Genomic DNA, 16,606 nt, shown 5'->3' on the forward strand with positions numbered 1-16,606 from the left:
GGGTCCGGTGGGCAGGGGGACCGGCGGACAGGGGACCGACGGCGGCCGGAGCGGCAGCCGGAGCGGCCCCGCCCACCCCACTCACCGCTGATCCATCACAGGAGCCCGTCCCATGGCCATGAACGCACGCCGCAACAGACAACTGCTGGAGACCTCGGCCCCCTTGCTGCTCCCGGGCGAGCAGGTCGAACTCACGAGCCTTGCCTCCATAGGCACGGTCTCGGTGCGCAAGCAGGCCCTCACGGCGATCGTGGTCGGCGTGCTGACCCTGGGCATGGTGATGGCGACGGTCCGCCCGCGTGCGGTCTACGTCGTCCTGACGAACCAGCGGATCCTGTTCTTCGACGGCAACCGGGGCGGCAGGCCGGGCAAGCTGCTGATGAACATCGCCCGCCCGTACGTCACCGCGACCGCGCCCAAGAAGGCGTTCCTCGGCCTCAAGACGGTCACCCACCTGACCGTCGAGGGCCAGGAGGGCGCGCTCAAGGTCGACTTCCCGGTCCAGACCCGCGCCGACGGCCACGTGTTCGCCGGGGCCCTGCCGGTCACGCGCTGACGCGTTCCGGGGCCGCCTTCCACGGCGGCCCCACCTCGCACCACAGCAGCTTCCCGTTCCGGCCGAACAGCTCGTCACCGAGCGGGTGTCCGCCCCAGGCGTCCGCGTAGTGGCATACGAGGAAGAGCCCGCGTCCGCCGTCCGCTCCGGCCGGCACGGGTCCGAGCCCGCCGTGCCGCCTGTCGAACGGGGGCGGGATGCACGGGTCGGCGTCCCAGACGCTGATCCGCAGCCGGCCACCGCCGAGGGCCCTGAGCCGGAGGGTCGCGGGGCCGCCGGAGTGCCGGTAGGCGTTCGTGACGAGTTCCGAGACCAGCAACTCGGCCGCGTCGGCGATGCCCGCCATTCCGTGCCCGCCGAGAACCGCCCTGAGCGTGACCCGCGCGACGCGCGGCGCGAGCGGATCGTGCGGCAACTGTAGGGCGTACGCCCAAGAGGGGGACGCATCGGACTTCTGCGGGGATACGGTGACCATGAACGCCTCCTGCGGTGGGGGTACTCCGGTTCACTCCACTGGTCCGGCCGGGCGGTGGCATGTCGCGCGGAACGTACGCATGCGTACGGATGTTGGGCAACGCGGTGCGCTTCCGGCTTATCGGCGGGGCCAGTTGGGCGGCTTGACGCCCACCGTAGACCGGTTCATGGAATACATTCCATGAGTAACAGGGAATGCAGTCCCTAATACCTTCGTGTGGGTGACCCACGCGCCATACGTACGAACGGGAAGTCGCCGCTCATGCCGCAGCCGAGCCCACTGCCCACCGCGCGACGCCGGAGACTGGGTGTCGAGCTGCGGAGACTGCGCGAACGCGCGGACCTGTCCGCCACGCAGGCCGCCGCACTGCTGGGCGCCACGCAGTCACGCGTGAGCAACATCGAGGCCGGCCGCTACGGCGTCAGCGCGGACCGCGTGCGCTCCCTGGCCCGCCACTACGACTGCACCGACGAGCCCCTGATCGACGCCCTCACGGCGATGACCGGCGAGCGTCGGCGGGGCTGGTGGGAGGAGTACCGCGAGATCCTCTCGCCCCGGATGCTGGATCTCACCGAGGTCGAACACCACGCTCTCGCACTGCGAGTGGCCAACGTCATCAACATCCCTGGCCTGCTCCAGACCGCGGACCACGCCCGCGCCCTGTTCGGCCACACCGTGCCACCGCTCAAGCCCCACGAGGTCGAGCACCGCGTCTCGCACCGCGTCAAGCGCCAGGCGATCCTGCACCGCGAACAACCCCAGCCGTACACCGCGATCATTCACGAAGCCGCCCTGCGTATGCGTTTCGGCGCCCCCGGAACGGTCAGAGCCCAGCTCCGCCATCTCAACGACATGAGCGAACTCGGCCACGTCACGATCGCTGTGATCCCGTTCGCCAACGGCCCGTTCCACACCTCCGGCCAGGGCATCGACTACTTCCACGGCCCGGTCCATCAGCTCGACACCGTCCAGCTGGACACCGACCACGGCGCCGAACTCATCGATACTCCTGCCCAGTTGGAGCGCCACCACCTGGTTCTGGACCACATGCAGCGGGCCGCGCTCCCCCAGGCCGAGTCCCGCGACTTCATCACCCGACTAGCCAAAGACCTCTGAAGGAGCCCGTCGATGCACGACCTGAACTGGCAGAAGTCCACGTACAGCCAGGAAGCGTCCTCCTGCGTCTACGTGGCCACGACCCCAACCGGAGCTGTCCTCCTGCGTGAGAGCGACTCCCCGGAGACGGTCATCGCCACCGGGCCGCGTCAGCTCTGCGCCCTCATAGCCGCCCTGCGGCCGAAGCGGGACTGAGCGTCGGGCGCGGGAGCCTCAGCCCCGCACCTGGCCCAGCCACTGGAGCGTCCGCCGGATCTCCGTCGCCATCGGGTGCCCGGAACCCCGCAGCAGTTCCACGTCGTGCAGGAGCCTGGCCAGGGTGTCGTGGGCGGCGGCGCGGTCCCCGAGGGCGAGCAGCAGGTGGCCCATCCTGCGGCGGACTTCGAGGGAGATCTCCGGGTCCCCGGCGACGTACCGGTTCTCGTAGTACGGCAGCAGGGCGCGGTACTCGGCCAGCGCGGCGGCGGGTTCGCCGAGCTGCTCCAGGCACTGGGCCGCCTCGTAGCGGAAGCGCAGGGACTGCGGGTCCGCCTGGCCCGCCTCGGCCGCGCGCTCCTCGGCGAGACGGCGCAGTTCGGGAAGCGCCCGCCGGTACTGTCCGTCGTCCATCAGCGTGGCCGCGTACTGCTTGCGCAGCGTACGCACGACGGGTGAGTGCTCCCCGTGCTCGTCGGCCGCCGCCGGGAGGATCGCGCCGAGGATGTCCACGGCCTGCGTGATGCGCCCCTCGCCCAGGAGCCGCTTGACCTCGTCGACCGCGCCCGCGACATCGGGCCGCTCCACGACGGGCGCCGCCTGCGGCTGGGGCGCGGGCGTCCGCGCCCGGTCCGGCCACGGGGCGTGCGGGCGCAGGAAGGGCCGCGTGGGATCCAGCGGGGCCCCGGTGGGCGTACCGGGCGACGGCAGCAGCGGGAGCAGATGCTCGTACGTCTCCTGCGCGGACGCCGGCCGGTGCTGAGGATCCTTGGAGAGCAGGCGCAGTACGAGGTCCTCCAGCGCGGGCGGCACCTCGGGGCGCAGCCGGCGCACCGGGAGCGGCGGCTCGTACAGGTGCCGGTGCAGCACGCCGAGCGCGGTCGAGCCGGAGAACGGCACGTCGCCGCTGAGGAGTTCGTGCAGCAGCACACCGAGCGCGTACAGGTCGGTGTACGGGCCGACCGCGCCGCCCATCGCCTGCTCGGGGGCCATGTAGGCGGGACTGCCGATGGGTGAGCCGGTGTGCGTCAGGCGCGTGGTGTCGGTGTCCATGACGGACGCGACGCCCAGGTCGAGGACGGTCACCGTGCCGTCCTGCTTGACCATCACGTTCCTCGGCTTGAGGTCGCGGTGCACGATCGGAACGGCGTGCACCGCGCTCAGCACGGCACACAGCTGGGCCGCGACCGCGACGGCCCACTGCCACGGGTACGGGTCGTGCTCGGCGAGATGGTCCGAGAGGTCCGCCCCGTCGACGTACTGCATGACGAGGAACAGCTCGTCGCCCGCGCTGCCCGCGTCGTGGACCGTGACCAGACCGGGGTGGTCCACCTGCGCGGTCACCCTGCACTCGCGCACGAAGCGGCGGCGCAGCTCGTCGGCCTCCTGGCCCGCGACCTTGTCCGGGCGCAGCAGCTTGACCGCGACACGCCGGTCCAGGCGCTTGTCGTAGGCGGTCCAGACCTGGCCCATGCCGCCCTGCCCGATGAGTGTGGACAGTTCGTAGCGGTCCGCGATCACCCGGCTCGTCGCCACGCTCACCAGCCGTCCCCGCTGTCGTCGGGCCGGCCGTCGCGCTTGCGCAGGTAGTCGCTGAGCTCGTCCAGCTCGGCGCGCACCTGATCGATCCGCGCGGGCGCCGGCCGCTGGGGCGGCGATACGGGCGGCACCGACGGCCGGGACACCGGCGGTTGGGGGATCGGCGGCCGGGGCATCGAGGGCACCGGCGTGGCCAGGGGGCTCTGGTGCTGCGGAACGGTCGCGGCGGTGTACGGCGACGGCTGCGGATAGCCGTACGCCGGCCCCGAGGGCTGCTGCGGGACGTACGCCGCGTAGCGGAGCTGGTGGAAGTGACGGATGTCCGCGGCGAGGTAGTAGGCGATCGAGAGCACCAGGGAACCCAGAAGCAGGATCAGGCCCGTCCAGCCGCCCGGGGTGTGGATCTCGTCGCCCCCCTCGGTGCCGAGCAGGACGATCCCGAACACCTCGGCGGCCGTCGTGGCCGCGAACAGCCCCCAGTCGAGGGACTTCCTGGTCACGATCGCCAGGCGCAGCATCATCACCCAGCCGAGCAGGCCGAAACTGAACACCGAGATCACCACGAAGAACACGCGCAGGAAGACCAGCCACCCGACGGGGGGTGGAGTTCTCACCGGCTGCGCCTGGCCGTGGCCTTGCATGCTTGCTCCCGGAGGCCGGTTGGGGACGGACGTACGAGTTGGAAGTCCGAGCGTATAGGCCGACGAGGACAACCGGTCCCGGGTTGTACCGAACCGTTGCCACGCTGATCACTTCACGTGTCACGACGGGCTTCGGAGACCCCTGGAGGAAGTTCCCGTTCCATGGGTCCCCCGTGGCCGTTCCGTCCGCCCGGCGTGACCATCCCTTCCGCCCGGCGTGCCTGTTCCGTCCGCCCTGCGTGCCCGTTGGGTCAGTCCGGCTTGCCCGTTCCGTCAGTCCGGCGTGACCGTTCCGTCCGTCAGGCCGTCGTACATACCGCGCACGAGCTGCTCCCCGAGCCGCCCGGCCCTCCGCAGCGCGTCCTCGAACTCGGCGAGCGCGCGGAAGCGTTCCCCGTAGCGGTGCTGGTCCTCCAGTGCGAGCCGGGGCAGTTGCAGGCGCCGGACGTCGAGCCGGGTGGCCGTGGACGCGTAGCTGCTGGCCTGCCGGTTGTTCGCGGTGCCGCGCAGGAAGCCCGCCAGGAACCACGGGTCCAGGGCGGCCGGGTCGGGGCGCAGGAGCGTGAGGTTGCGCCCGAGGACGGCGCCCGCCGTGTCTTCGTCGACCACCCGCGCCACCGAACCGCCTCCGAGGACGGGGACCACGACGTCACCCGTTTCGACCAGCACGGCTTCCTCGTCGCCTTCGGGAAGGTTCCCGGACGGCGCGGTTCCGGCCAGCACGTCGTGGTCGGCGAGCACCGCCGCGCGCGCGGGTGCGGTGTTACCGCCCGTACGCAGCAGCAGGGCTCCCCCGCGCGCGAGTTCGCCCACGGTGATGAGCGGCCAGCGCACCGGGGAGCTGCGCCGCGCCTCGGGGGGCGTGAGATCGGAGGTGAGGCGCAAGGTGTCGCCCAGGTGATCGCGGACCCGCGCGAGCTGCTCGGACCCGCCCGGGGCGGCGTCCGGCGGAAGATGGCGTGCCGGGGCCAGGTCGACATCGTCGTCGAGGAGTTCGATGACCGGAACCGACCTGCTGAACCCCGGCTCCTCGCGAGCGCTGCCGGTCCGCTCGAAGGGCCGCCACGCGTCGAGCACCGCGCTGCGCACGGCCGCCCAGTCGAAGCCGCGGCCCTCCCCGGCCGACGCGCCGGTGTCGACGAGCAGCAGCTCCGGCTGCGCGGGCGCCTTCTCGGGGCGCCGCAGCACCCAGATGTGCAGCGGGATGTTGTAAGGGGGCGCCGCGCCGACCGGAAGGGCGATCACGGCACGCAACGCGCCGCGGCGCAGCAGGTCGGCGCGGACCCGGCGGCCCGAGCGGCGCGAGGCGGCGGCCGGCGGCATGAGGACGACGGCGCTGCCGCCGTCCTTCAGATGCGCCAGCGCGTGCTGCACCCAGGCCAGTTCGGATTCCGTCCGGGCCGGGAACCCGTACTCCCAGCGGGCGTCGTAGGCGAGTTCGTCGTGCCCCCAGTTGCGCTCGTTGAACGGCGGGTGGCACACGACGGCATCGGCCTTGAGCGTGCTGTGCGCGTCCGCGCGCAGACTGTCCCCGGCGGCGGTGCGGACGGCGGCCTTCCCCTGGATCGCGAGCCGCAGTCCGCAGAGCGCGGCGAGATCGGGGGCGCTGTCCTGGCCGTAGAGCTCCTGGTCGGGCCCGGCCGCCACGGCGCGCAGCAGCGCGCCGGTGCCGCAGGCCGGATCGAGTACGGTGCGCGCCGGTCCCGCGAGGCCGGCCATCAGCGTGGCGAGGTCGCCCGGGGTGAGCGTGTACTGGCGCGGGTTGGCGTCGAGGTGCCGCCCCAGCAGGAACTCGTACGCCTGCCGGGCGCCCCGGTCCGCGGCGAGTTCGGCCGCCCCGCGCAGCAGGGCCGCGGAGGTGAGCAGCTCGGGACCGGTGGGGGTGTTCACGGCGCGCTCGCGCGGAGCGCCGAAGCGTGGGGCGATCACCTGGTCGAGGGCGGCGGGCAGCAGGGCGGCGAGGCGCTCGTCGGAGCCCGCGCTGACCTCCAGCCAGTCGGTGGGGCGGTCGTTGATGAGCAGGAGCACGCATCCGGCGTGGACGAGTGCGGTGACGGGGCCTTCGGGGTGGCCGGCGACCTGCTGCCAGACGCGCTCGCGCAGTGGGACCTCGGCGAGTTTGCCCTGGTCGCGCAGCCAGGCCTCGACCTCGGCGAGCGCGAAGGTGGGGCTGGCCTCGGTACCGCCGACCGGTTTGGGGAAGTCGGCGTGCCGGCGGCGCCAGTTGCTGACGGCCGCCCGGCCGACTCCCGCGAGCCGGGCGATTCCGGCGGCGGTCACCTCTGTCGCGTTGTGCTGCACCCGCCCGGCTCCCCTCGTTCTGGTCGGTGGCCTCTGTGACGCCCCTGCGGCCATGCCGCTCATGACGTCTCCGGCCCACCGCCCTTGCCTGTGACGCCGAGCATACCGACGAATGCGTGATCCACCCCTTCACGCTCATGTACACGTTCATCTTTGTGAATCGTGTTGACTCGGTTCACACGCTCTGCTCTTATTGACCCATCGAACGGGCAAGCCGCCGGAGCGAACCGGATGCCGTGCATGTTCGAGCAATCTGTTCACACCCTGGGGAGGGCGCAGTCATGGGCATCAAGGCCAAGGTGGGGCTGGGGGCCGTGGTCGGCATCGTCGTCATCGGCGTCGTATCGGCGAACGCGGGCAACCACGGGAACAGCGGAAACAGCGGTTCCGGCGACAAGGCCAAGGACACGTCCTCCTCCGCCCGGCACGAGTCCGGCAAGACGGCGGACACCAAGAAGGCGGACGCCGAGAAGGCCGACAGCAAGAAGAGCGGCACGTCCGGCAAGGCCGCGAAGAAGGCCGCCTTCCAGGGGGACGGCGACTTCCGGGTGGGCAGCGACATCAAGCCCGGCACCTACCGGACCACGGGCAACACCGACGGCATGTGCTACTGGGAGCGGGCCAAGGACGCCTCGGGCGAGATGAGCTCCCTGCTGGCCAACGACAACGTCACCGGCGCCAGTTACGTGACCGTCGAGGCGAGCGACAAGCTCTTCAGGACGAGCAACTGCGAGGACTGGGAGGCCGTCGGCGCGAAGGCCTCCGGTTCGCCCGCGACGCGGATGAAGGGCGACGGCGGCATGTACAGAGTCGGCGCGGACATCGCCCCCGGCACCTACCGCTCCACCGGCAACGCCGACGACTCCTGCTACTGGGAGCGCGACAAGGACGCCACGCACTCCATGAACTCCGTCATCGCCAACAACAACGTCACCGGCACCGCCGTCGTCACCATCGGCGCCGGCGACGGCTACTTCAAGACCGCGGGCTGCGGGGACTGGAAAAAGTCAGCCTGACACCGTCGCGCCCCGCCCCTGATGCAGCGCCACCATGAAGGCGCGCGGGCACGAAGACAGCTCCCCCCACACTCCATCAACCGACACCAGACCAAGGAACTCTCATGCGTCGCACCGCACTTGCCGCCCTCTGCCTCGCCGCCGCGGCCACCGCGGGCCTCACCGGCTGCCTGTCCGGCGAGACCAAGGCGGACAGCAAGCCGAAGGGCCCGTTCGTCGGGCTGTCCGGGGGCCAGATCGCCAACCGCGCCGTCAAGGCCACCACGGGTGCCAACTCGCTCCGGATGAAGGGCGACGTTCCCGACGAGCAGGGCGGCGGCACCATCGGGATCGACATGGCACTCGACAAGAAGGGTGACTGCGCCGGCACGATGAACATGAAAGGCCAGGGCAAGGCCGATCTCATCAAGACCGGCAACACCCTCTACATGAAGTACGACGAGGCGTTCCTGCGCGCCCAGAGCGGCAGCGGCGACTCCAAGGCCGAGACCGACGGCGTCGTGAGCATGCTGGCCGGCAAGTGGACCAAGATGGCCGCGACCGGCTCCGACGCCAAGGACATCGCGGGCGTCTGCGACCTCGGCACCGTGCTCGCCGACGCGAAGAACGTCAACTCCGATGCCACGCGCGGAAAGACGACGACCCTCGACGGGGTCCCCGCGATCGTCCTGCACGAGAAGGACGGCAAGGACCGGTACACGCTGTACGTCGCCACCGAGGGCAAGCCCTACCTGCTGCGGGTCGACAGCACCTCCGCCAAGGACCCGGGCACGATCACCTTCAGCGAGTACGACAAGCCGGTCGGCGCCGCCAAGCCGGCCGGGACGATCCTCGACCTGGACAAGCTGGGCAGCTGACGCTCCGCCGGCTCGACGACGCCCGGGCGAACGTGTCCTCCCGAGGGCCGTCCTCCCGGGCCGTCGCCACGCGGAGCCCGAACCACCGACACGACGCGGGCCCGGGAGTTCACCCTGCCGGGCACCGCTCCCGCACCGCTCCCGCACGACTCCCGCACGGCGAACGTCGCCTGCCGCGGCGGCGCCGGTGTGGTTCGGGGCGGTGTCGGAGGCAGTCGATAGGGTCGGCGCACCTGATCAGTCGAGGAGCACGCGCATGAGATCTCCGGCCGAGCTGGACGACGTCCGGTGGTCCGACCTGACCCACGCCTACGGCCCCGCCGAGGACGTGCCCGAGCTGATCAGGGCGCTCTACGAGGACGACGAGGAAGCCGCCGACGAGGCGGTCCACGAGCTCTACGGCAACATCCACCACCAGGGCACGATCTACCAGGCGTCGGCCCCCGCCGTCCCCTTCCTCGCCCACGCCGCGCTGCACGCGCCGCGGAAGCGCGAAGAACTGCTGATGCTCCTCGCGGTCCTCGCCGACCACGACTCCTCCGCCGTCCGATCGCCGCGCCGGCCCGGCAGCGACAGCGCCGCGGTCTGCGCGGAACTCTGCGCGGTGCTCCCTCAGCTGCTGCCCTGCCTCGGGGACACCGAGCGCGGGGTGCGCCGGGCGGCGCTCCGGACGGTCGCGTCCGTGGCCGACCTGCTCCCGTACAAGCTGTGGGTCCTGGCCGTCGAGCGGATCGACGCGCTCTACGCCGGCGATCCCGTCCCGGCGGTACGGGCGGACGCGCTGGTGGTCCTGAACCGGTTCGGCCGGGTGCTGGAACCGCTGGACAGCCCGCTGCCCGAGGTGCGGCTCGCCGCGGCCCAGTCGGCCGCCGAACGGCTGGGGCCGCCCTACGCGCCCGAAATCGTTGAGGTCTTCGCCGAGGACGGCGCCGAACCCGACCCCGGGGACGACGACTACCCGTGGTCCGACACCAGCACCCAGAACGAGCGGCTCACCCGCCTACTCACCCAGGATCCGGACGCCGGCCTCACGGTGGCCGCCCGCTGGATCGCGGCCGGGGACATCGGCTCACGCGGCTCCTGGCTGGCCCAGGAGATCGCCGGGAAGTGGCGGGACCGCGAGCGCGAGGTCCTGGACCTGTCGCTGGCCGCACTGCCCCATCACAGCAACGCCACCGCCCTGCTCCGCACGATCGGCTACTGGATCGAGGGTCTGCCCGAGCCGGAAGCCGCCCTCCGGGACGGTCTCCACCGGTACGCGGTCGGCGACGACGAGAACGCCGGGCCCGCGCTCCTCGCCCTGGTGCACTCGCGCGACCCCCGCGCCCTGGAGCTGGTGCTGAAGCGCCCCTCCGCCCGCCTGCTCGCGGCGGCGGCAACACGCTTCCCGGAGGCGGCCGACCGGCTGATACCCGTGATCCGCCGCGAGCTGGCCGCGGGCGCCACCGGGAACGACGGCATCGCCCTGGTCCAGGCCCTGGCCCCGTTCGGCACCGCCGCCCGGGCGGCCCAGCCCGAACTGGCCGACTGCCTCAGGACCCGTCGCGCGGCCATCGTCGCCGCCCGCCAACTCGGCTCCAACGGCATACGCACTCCGGAGATCACCGGCCTGCTGCTCGAAGCCGCGCAGGGCAACGACGCCTCGCTGAGGGCGTCGGCGGCCGTGGCCCACTACCAGCTGACGGGCGACCCCGACACGGCGCTGCGCACCTACGAGGCACTGCTGTCGTCCACCAAGGGCCAGACCCACTGGTACCTGAGCGGCCTGGAGCCGATGGGCAGCGCCGCCGCCCCGCTGCTCCCTCTCATCGAGCCCCTGCTGGGGGCCGGCTACGACTGGACCCGCAAGGCGGCCGCCGAGGCCCACCACTGGATCACCGGTTCCCCGGACCGCGCCGTCCCCGTCCTGGCCGGCCTGGTCGGCACCACCCCGGCGGGCCTCAGCGCCCTCAAAGCCCTCGCCACGACAGGCCGTTCCCCGAAGGAACTCCACCCCACCCTGATTTCCTACGTCTCCTCCCCGAAGCGCCTGCTGACCGACTCCCCGTTCTCGGGCCAGAACCACCCGGACGACGAACTCCGCACCGTGTCGCGGTTGTTGCTGACGATTTCCACGAAGCGAGTCGAACACGACCCGGCCCATGGGAACACCCCGTAACAGCTCCGCCACACAGACACACCACGACGGCCTGAACGCCAGCATCTCCCGCATGCACAGAACCACCTCCACCGCCGCGTCGGCCGTCGCGCCCGTCGTCGCCCTCCTGACCCTCTTGACCGCGTGCGGCAACGCACCCTCGAACTCCCCGGCCGACGCGCACGAACCCGCGAGGGCGAGCACGCGCGCGGACGGCCGGCTCGCGGCGCGCACCGCGTTCCGGACCATGGCAGCACGGGTGGGGACAGCGACTCTCACGGGAGCCGTCACCGTGGAGAACGACCCCAACCACCTGCTCGGGCGCCCCGACGAGTACACGTCCAAGGTCACGTTCTCGGACAGCTGGGTACAGGCTTCGCAGGTCACCGGCGCGGACCCGGGAGCCGTCGAACGCGGCGGCGCCATCGAGGTGTTCGCCGACGCCGCGGACGCCGGGGCACGCGCGGCGTACCTCCGCGGCGTGGCCGAGTCCTCCCCGGCCCTGGCCGAATACGACTACGTCCACGGCTCGGTGCTCGTACGCGTCTCCCGCTACCTCACCCCGAAACAGGCGGCACAGTACGAGTCGGCCGCGGCCGAACTGGGCTGAGTCCGCCGGTACCGGTGGCCGTCGCGCGGGGCGGGTACGGCTCGCCCCGTACGGCTTCGTGCCGGTGCGGGACGCGTCACCGGCCCGGCACCGGCGGGGCGCCCGCCCCTCGCGTCAGTTCGCGTGGAACCTCTTCGGTGCCTCGGTCGCGTTGCCGCCCGAGGGGAGCTTCTGGGCGGGGCAGCCGCCCAGCACCTTCTTCATGGCCGCCTTCTCGGCACTGGTGACCCACAGGCCGTACTTCTTCTTCACCGCCACCTGCGCGGCGACGTACGTGCAGCGGTACGCCTTGTTCGGCGGGAGCCAGGTCGCGGTGTCGCCGTCGCCCTTGCTGCGGTTGGCGCTCGCGCCGACGGCGCGGAGGTTCAGCGGGTCGTTGGCCAGCGCTATCCGCTTGCTCGCGTCCCAGTACTTCGCGCCCGTCTGCCAGGCGTCCGAGAGGGCGACGAGGTGGTCGATGTCGACCAGGCTGCGCCCACGGACGAAGGTGACGTCCTTGCCGCCGTACGGATCGGGTCCGAGCACCCCGCCGGACACCCTGCACCTGCCGTCGCTGAACTTCACTTCCTTCAGGTCCCGCTTGAGGATGTCGTCACGGGTGTCGCAGCGGTTCGCGTCGGTGTCGGCCCAGGCCGTGCCGAACCGTTCCCTGCTGTACCCGGTCTTGGGCGCGCGCCCCTTGACTGCCAGCGAGTCCACGGCCGCGTAGGCGGCACCGCCGCCGCCGGCCGCCGTCTCCTGCGGTCCCGCCGAACCGATGGCGTCCTTCTTGCAGCCACTGACTCCGGCACCGATGACGAACACGGCCACCGCGGCGGCAGCCGCCCCACCCCTCAGACGCAGCACAGCGCCCCTCCCCTTCGCCTCCCCGGGTCCGCCCAGATCGGACGTGATTCCCGTCTGCCCAAGGTAACGGCCGGCATTCCCCGGCCATACCAGGCATCAATGGGCAATAGGCGCACGCCGGGCGTATCGTCGGTCGTGAGTCCCCCGGAAGGAGCTCTGGATGGGCATCTTCGACAAGTTCAAGCACAACAAGGCGGCGCAGGACAAGGCATCGGACATGTCCGACACCGCGGAGAAGCAGGTCAACAAAAAGACCGGCGACAAGTACTCGGACAAGGTCGACGACGCGCAGCGGAAGGCCGAAGGCGCGATGGGAATGGACCGCGACCAGCCCGGACAGCAATAGCCGGAACCATCCGAGGGCCATCTCGCCCTGCCGGCCCCATCGCGGCATCCACGCCGGATGGGGCCGGGGTCGTTGCCGTGCGGAGAGTGCGGAGAACGCGGAGAACGCGGGGAGTGCGGGGGACGCGGGGAGTGCGGGGGACTCGGAGAACGCGGGGAACTCGGTGAATCCCGGCCGCTTCCAGGCCGCGTGCCGCCGGGGCCCGTCCGACAATTCGCGCCGTCGCCCGCAGGGGCGGAACGGGAACTGCGAGACAGGCCCCAGGACTTCCTAGGACCCCAGCACCGAAGCCAGGAACTCACCGGTCCAGCCCAGCAGTTCCCGGCCCACCAGCGGCGTTCCGCCGACCTTCGCGGTCTTCGGGCGCGGGACGAGGATCTGGTGGGCCGTCGGTTTGATGACGGTCCCCGGATACAGGCGCTTGAGGCGCAGCTCCTGCGATTCCCTCAACTCCACGGGCGCGAAGCGGATGTTGTTGCCCTGGAGGACGATCTCGCCCACCCCGCAGGCGCGCGCGAGCATCCGCAGGCCCGCCACCAGGAGCAGGTTCTCGACCGGCTCCGGGAGCTTGCCGTAGCGGTCGACGAGTTCCTCGCGTACGGCCCTGACGTCCTCCTCCGTGTTCGCGGAGGCGATGGAGCGGTACGCCTGGAGGCGCAGCCGCTCGCCCGGCGCGTACTCGTGCGGGACGTGCGCGTCGACCGGAAGCTCGACCTTGACCTCCAGCGGCGGCTCCTCCTCCACCCCGCCCTCCAGGAAGGCGCGGTAGTCCGCGACAGCCTCGCCCACCATGCGTACGTACAGGTCGAAGCCGACGCCAGCGATGTGGCCCGACTGCTCGCCGCCGAGCAGATTGCCCGCGCCGCGGATCTCCAGGTCCTTCATCGCCACGTACATGCCCGCGCCCATCTCGGTGTGCTGGGCGATGGTCGCGAGCCGCTCGTGGGCCGTCTCCGTGAGGGGCTTCTCCGGCGGGTACAGGAAGTAGGCGTAGCCGCGTTCCCGGCCTCGGCCGACCCGGCCGCGCAGCTGGTGGAGCTGGGAGAGGCCGAAGTTGTCGCCGCGCTCCACGATCAGCGTGTTCGCGTTCGAGATGTCGATGCCCGACTCGACGATCGTCGTGGAGACCAGCACGTCGAACTTGTTCTCCCAGAAGTCCACGACCACCTGCTCCAGCGCCGTCTCCGACATCTGGCCGTGGGCCGTGGCGATCCGCGCCTCCGGGACGATCTCCCTGAGGCGGGCGGTCGCGCGGTCGATGGACTCGACCCGGTTGTGGATGTAGAAGACCTGGCCCTCGCGCAGCAGTTCACGGCGGATCGCCGCGCCGATCTGCTTCTCCTCGTAGGGGCCGACGAAGGTCAGCACCGGGTGCCGCTCCTCGGGCGGGGTGGTGATCGTGGACATCTCCCGGATGCCCGTCACGGCCATTTCGAGCGTACGGGGAATGGGGGTGGCGGACATCGTCAGGACGTCGACGTTGGCGCGGAGCTTCTTCAGCTGCTCCTTGTGCTCGACGCCGAAGCGCTGCTCCTCGTCGACGATGACCAGGCCCAGGTCCTTGAACTTGGTCTCGGAGGAGAACAGCCGGTGGGTGCCGATGACGAGGTCCACCGAGCCCTCGCGCAGCCCTTCGAGGACCGCCTTGGCCTCGGTGTCCGTCTGGAAGCGGGACAGGGCGCGGACGTTGACCGGGAACTGCGAGTAGCGCTCGGAGAACGTGCCGAAGTGCTGCTGCACCAGCAGGGTCGTGGGGACCAGGACCGCGACCTGCTTGCCGTCCTGGACCGCCTTGAACGCGGCGCGGACCGCGATCTCCGTCTTGCCGTAGCCGACGTCGCCGCAGATCAGACGGTCCATCGGGACCGTCTTCTCCATGTCCTCCTTGACCTCGGCGATCGTGGTGAGCTGGTCGGGCGTCTCCGCGTACGGGAACGCGTCCTCCAGCTCGCGCTGCCAGGGCGTGTCGGCGCCGAACGCGTGGCCCGGGGCCGCCATGCGCGCCGAGTACAGCTTGATCAGGTCCGCGGCGATCTCCTTGACCGCCTTCTTCGCGCGGGCCTTGGTCTTGGTCCAGTCGGCGCCGCCGAGGCGGTGCAGCGTGGGGGCCTCGCCGCCGACGTACTTGGTGATCTGCTCCAGCTGGTCGGTGGGGATGTAGAGGCGGTCGCCGGGCTGGCCGCGCTTGGCGGGGGCGTACTCGACGACCAGGTACTCGCGGGTCGCGGTCTGAACGGTGCGCTGCACCATCTCGATGTAGCGGCCGACACCGTGCTGTTCGTGCACGATGTAGTCGCCGGTCTCCAGGGTCAGCGGGTCGATCGTCTTGCGGCGCCGGGCCGGCATCCGGGCGCCGTCCTTGCCCGCCGCCTTCTGGCCGGAGATGTCGGTCTCGGTCAGGACGGCGAGCCGGAGCGCCGGGTCGACGAAGCCATAGTCGATGGAGCCGCACGCCACGTGCACGACGGAGGGGCCGATCCCGGTGAGGTCGGTCTCCAGGCGGGCGGCGATGCCCTCGCCGCCGAGCACCTCGACGGTGCGGGCCGCCGGGCCGTGCGCCTCGGTGACGTAGACCGTGTGCCAGCCGTCGGCCAGCCAGCCCTTGGTGTCGGCGAGCGCGCGGGCGGTGTCGCCGCGGTAGGTCTCCGGGGCGTGCATGCCCAGCTTGAGGGTGTCCCCCGCCGCGCCCGGGGCGAAGTCGGAGAGTTCCCCGTCGGCGGCGAACGGCGACACCGACCACCACATCATGTCCAGCTCGCGGGCCCGGTCCCGTACGTCCGCGATGGACCACAGGGAGGCCGCGCCGACGTCGATGGGAGCCTCACCGCCCCCGGCCGTCGCCGCCCAGGACGCCTGGAGGAACTCCTGCGAGGTCGCCACCAGGTCCGCGGCCCGTGTCCGTACCCGCTCCGGGTCGCACACGACGGTCATCGCGCCCTCGGGAAGGACGTCGAGGAGCAGTTCCATGTCGTCCACGAGGACAGGGGCGAGCGATTCCATGCCCTCCACGGCGATGCCCTCGGCGATCTTGCCGAGGAGTTCGCCCAGCTCCGGGTGGGCCTCGGCGAGGGCAGCGGCCCTCGCCCGTACGTCCTCCGTGAGCAGCAGCTCGCGGCACGGCGGGGCCCACAGCCCGTGCTCGGCGACCTCCAGCGAGCGCTGGTCCGCGACCTTGAAGTAGCGGATCTCCTCGACGTCGTCGCCCCAGAACTCCACCCGCAGCGGGTGTTCCTCGGTCGGCGGGAAGACGTCGAGGATGCCGCCGCGGACGGCGAACTCGCCGCGCCTCTCCACGAGTTCGACGCGGGAGTACGCGGCTGCCGCGAGAGCCTCGACGGTCTCGCCCAGGTCGGCGCTCACACCGGTGCGCAGGACGACGGGTTCCAGGTCGCCCAGGCCCTTGACCTGCGGCTGGAGGACCGAGCGGATGGGGGCCACGACGACGGACACCGGGCCGGTCTCGGGGTCGTCGGGGCGCGGGTGGGCGAGGCGCCGCAGGATGGCGAGGCGCCTGCCGACGGTGTCCGAGCGGGGCGAGAGCCGCTCGTGCGGCAGCGTCTCCCAGGACGGGTACTCGGCCACGCCGTCCGGCGGGAGCAGGGAGCGCAGGGCGGCGGCCAGGTCCTCGGCCTCGCGGCCGGTGGCCGTCACCGCCAGGACCGTACGGCCGGTCTCGCGGGCGAGCGCGGCGACGGCGAACGGGCGCGCCGCCGGTGGGCCGACCAGGTCGACATGCGTCCGGTTGCCGTCGGCGGCGGCCTTCACCGCCTCCGTGAGGGCGGCGTCCTTGACGACGGCGTCGAGCAGACCGTGCAGGCTCATGAAGGGCTTCCATCCCGGGGAGTGGGCAACGCGAGACGCCCGACACGTGGGACGGGCCGGGGTTAACCAGCCTACGACTCCGGGCCCGCTCGCGCGTGACCGTCCACCGAGGGCCCCAGCCCCCGACGGCCCCCGACGGCCCCGGGCTG

Annotated in this window: 14 protein-coding genes; 8 read left to right on the top strand and 6 right to left on the bottom strand. The window is 71.7% G+C overall.

Annotated elements, in window-relative coordinates; genetic code table 11:
- Positions 1-112 precede the first annotated feature (112 nt).
- The gene (locus ABZV42_RS00460) at positions 113-556 is read left to right on the top strand and encodes a hypothetical protein (protein ID WP_355982254.1); all 444 of its coding nucleotides are present in this window, start codon (positions 113-115) and stop codon (positions 554-556) included.
- Here ABZV42_RS00460 and ABZV42_RS00465 read toward each other — a convergent pair.
- Positions 546-1,031 (bottom strand): ATP-binding protein, encoded by a 486-nt coding sequence (locus tag ABZV42_RS00465; RefSeq protein ID WP_355982252.1) that lies wholly within the window; start codon positions 1,029-1,031, stop codon positions 546-548. The two genes, ABZV42_RS00460 and ABZV42_RS00465, sit on opposite strands and share 11 nt — an antisense overlap.
- Positions 1,032-1,292: 261 nt before the next feature.
- Between ABZV42_RS00465 and ABZV42_RS00470 the strand changes: the two genes are divergently transcribed.
- Positions 1,293-2,147, top strand: a complete 855-nt coding sequence (locus ABZV42_RS00470; RefSeq protein WP_355982250.1) for a helix-turn-helix transcriptional regulator — start codon at positions 1,293-1,295, stop codon at positions 2,145-2,147.
- Positions 2,148-2,159: 12 nt separating this feature from the next.
- Complete coding sequence (locus ABZV42_RS00475; protein ID WP_355982248.1) at positions 2,160-2,342, top strand: DUF397 domain-containing protein; 183 nt, start codon at positions 2,160-2,162, stop codon at positions 2,340-2,342.
- Positions 2,343-2,360: 18 nt separating this feature from the next.
- Here the strand turns inward: ABZV42_RS00475 and ABZV42_RS00480 are convergent, their stop codons facing one another.
- The 3 genes from ABZV42_RS00480 to ABZV42_RS00490 form a co-directional block, all read right to left on the bottom strand.
- On the bottom strand, positions 2,361-3,842 hold the full coding sequence (locus tag ABZV42_RS00480) for a serine/threonine-protein kinase (protein WP_355982339.1): 1,482 nt from the start codon (positions 3,840-3,842) through the stop codon (positions 2,361-2,363).
- Positions 3,843-3,880: 38 nt separating this feature from the next.
- Entirely contained in the window at positions 3,881-4,495 is a 615-nt protein-coding gene (locus ABZV42_RS00485) for a hypothetical protein (protein WP_355982246.1), read from the bottom strand.
- Positions 4,496-4,795: 300 nt separating this feature from the next.
- Complete coding sequence (locus tag ABZV42_RS00490) at positions 4,796-6,823, bottom strand: N-6 DNA methylase (RefSeq protein ID WP_356050547.1); 2,028 nt, start codon at positions 6,821-6,823, stop codon at positions 4,796-4,798.
- 281 nt (positions 6,824-7,104) lie between these two features.
- Here ABZV42_RS00490 and ABZV42_RS00495 point away from each other — a divergent pair, with 281 nt between their 5' ends.
- The 4 genes from ABZV42_RS00495 to ABZV42_RS00510 all read left to right on the top strand — a co-directional run bounded on the left by ABZV42_RS00495 (position 7,105) and on the right by ABZV42_RS00510 (position 11,443).
- Positions 7,105-7,839 (top strand): hypothetical protein, encoded by a 735-nt coding sequence (locus tag ABZV42_RS00495; protein WP_355982242.1) that lies wholly within the window; start codon positions 7,105-7,107, stop codon positions 7,837-7,839.
- Between the two features lie 104 nt (positions 7,840-7,943).
- A complete protein-coding gene (locus ABZV42_RS00500) occupies positions 7,944-8,696 on the top strand; it encodes a hypothetical protein (protein ID WP_355982240.1) in 753 nt (250 codons plus the stop codon).
- 256 nt (positions 8,697-8,952) lie between these two features.
- Entirely contained in the window at positions 8,953-10,854 is a 1,902-nt protein-coding gene (locus tag ABZV42_RS00505; protein ID WP_355982238.1) for a hypothetical protein, read from the top strand.
- A 52-nt stretch (positions 10,855-10,906) separates the two neighbouring features.
- Positions 10,907-11,443: a hypothetical protein gene (locus ABZV42_RS00510; protein WP_355982236.1), complete on the top strand. Its 537-nt coding sequence runs from the start codon at positions 10,907-10,909 to the stop codon at positions 11,441-11,443.
- A gap of 114 nt (positions 11,444-11,557) precedes the next feature.
- On the opposite strand, the gene ABZV42_RS00515 is transcribed toward ABZV42_RS00510, so the two are convergent.
- On the bottom strand, positions 11,558-12,289 hold the full coding sequence (locus tag ABZV42_RS00515) for an HNH endonuclease family protein (RefSeq protein WP_355982234.1): 732 nt from the start codon (positions 12,287-12,289) through the stop codon (positions 11,558-11,560).
- A 160-nt stretch (positions 12,290-12,449) separates the two neighbouring features.
- Between ABZV42_RS00515 and ABZV42_RS00520 the strand changes: the two genes are divergently transcribed.
- Positions 12,450-12,635 (top strand): Rv0909 family putative TA system antitoxin, encoded by a 186-nt coding sequence (locus ABZV42_RS00520; protein WP_355982232.1) that lies wholly within the window; start codon positions 12,450-12,452, stop codon positions 12,633-12,635.
- A gap of 270 nt (positions 12,636-12,905) precedes the next feature.
- Here ABZV42_RS00520 and mfd read toward each other — a convergent pair whose 3' ends face one another.
- Complete coding sequence (mfd, locus tag ABZV42_RS00525) at positions 12,906-16,457, bottom strand: transcription-repair coupling factor (RefSeq protein WP_356050548.1); 3,552 nt, start codon at positions 16,455-16,457, stop codon at positions 12,906-12,908.
- Positions 16,458-16,606: the final 149 nt, after the last annotated feature.

Source organism: Streptomyces sp. NPDC005281, from assembly GCF_040607495.1.
GTDB lineage: Bacteria > Actinomycetota > Actinomycetes > Streptomycetales > Streptomycetaceae > Streptomyces.

What these genes read in the sequence shown, in the direction of transcription:
- ABZV42_RS00465 (WP_355982252.1), bottom strand. Translation starts at nt 1,031, where the DNA reads ATGGTCACCGTATCCCCGCAGAAGTCCGATGCGTCCCCCTCTTGGGCG.
- ABZV42_RS00520 (WP_355982232.1), top strand. Translation starts at nt 12,450, where the DNA reads ATGGGCATCTTCGACAAGTTCAAGCACAACAAGGCGGCGCAGGACAAG.
- ABZV42_RS00460 (WP_355982254.1), top strand. Translation starts at nt 113, where the DNA reads ATGGCCATGAACGCACGCCGCAACAGACAACTGCTGGAGACCTCGGCC.
- mfd (WP_356050548.1), bottom strand. Translation starts at nt 16,457, where the DNA reads ATGAGCCTGCACGGTCTGCTCGACGCCGTCGTCAAGGACGCCGCCCTC.
- ABZV42_RS00475 (WP_355982248.1), top strand. Translation starts at nt 2,160, where the DNA reads ATGCACGACCTGAACTGGCAGAAGTCCACGTACAGCCAGGAAGCGTCC.
- ABZV42_RS00505 (WP_355982238.1), top strand. Translation starts at nt 8,953, where the DNA reads ATGAGATCTCCGGCCGAGCTGGACGACGTCCGGTGGTCCGACCTGACC.
- ABZV42_RS00470 (WP_355982250.1), top strand. Translation starts at nt 1,293, where the DNA reads ATGCCGCAGCCGAGCCCACTGCCCACCGCGCGACGCCGGAGACTGGGT.
- ABZV42_RS00500 (WP_355982240.1), top strand. Translation starts at nt 7,944, where the DNA reads ATGCGTCGCACCGCACTTGCCGCCCTCTGCCTCGCCGCCGCGGCCACC.
- ABZV42_RS00510 (WP_355982236.1), top strand. Translation starts at nt 10,907, where the DNA reads ATGCACAGAACCACCTCCACCGCCGCGTCGGCCGTCGCGCCCGTCGTC.
- ABZV42_RS00495 (WP_355982242.1), top strand. Translation starts at nt 7,105, where the DNA reads ATGGGCATCAAGGCCAAGGTGGGGCTGGGGGCCGTGGTCGGCATCGTC.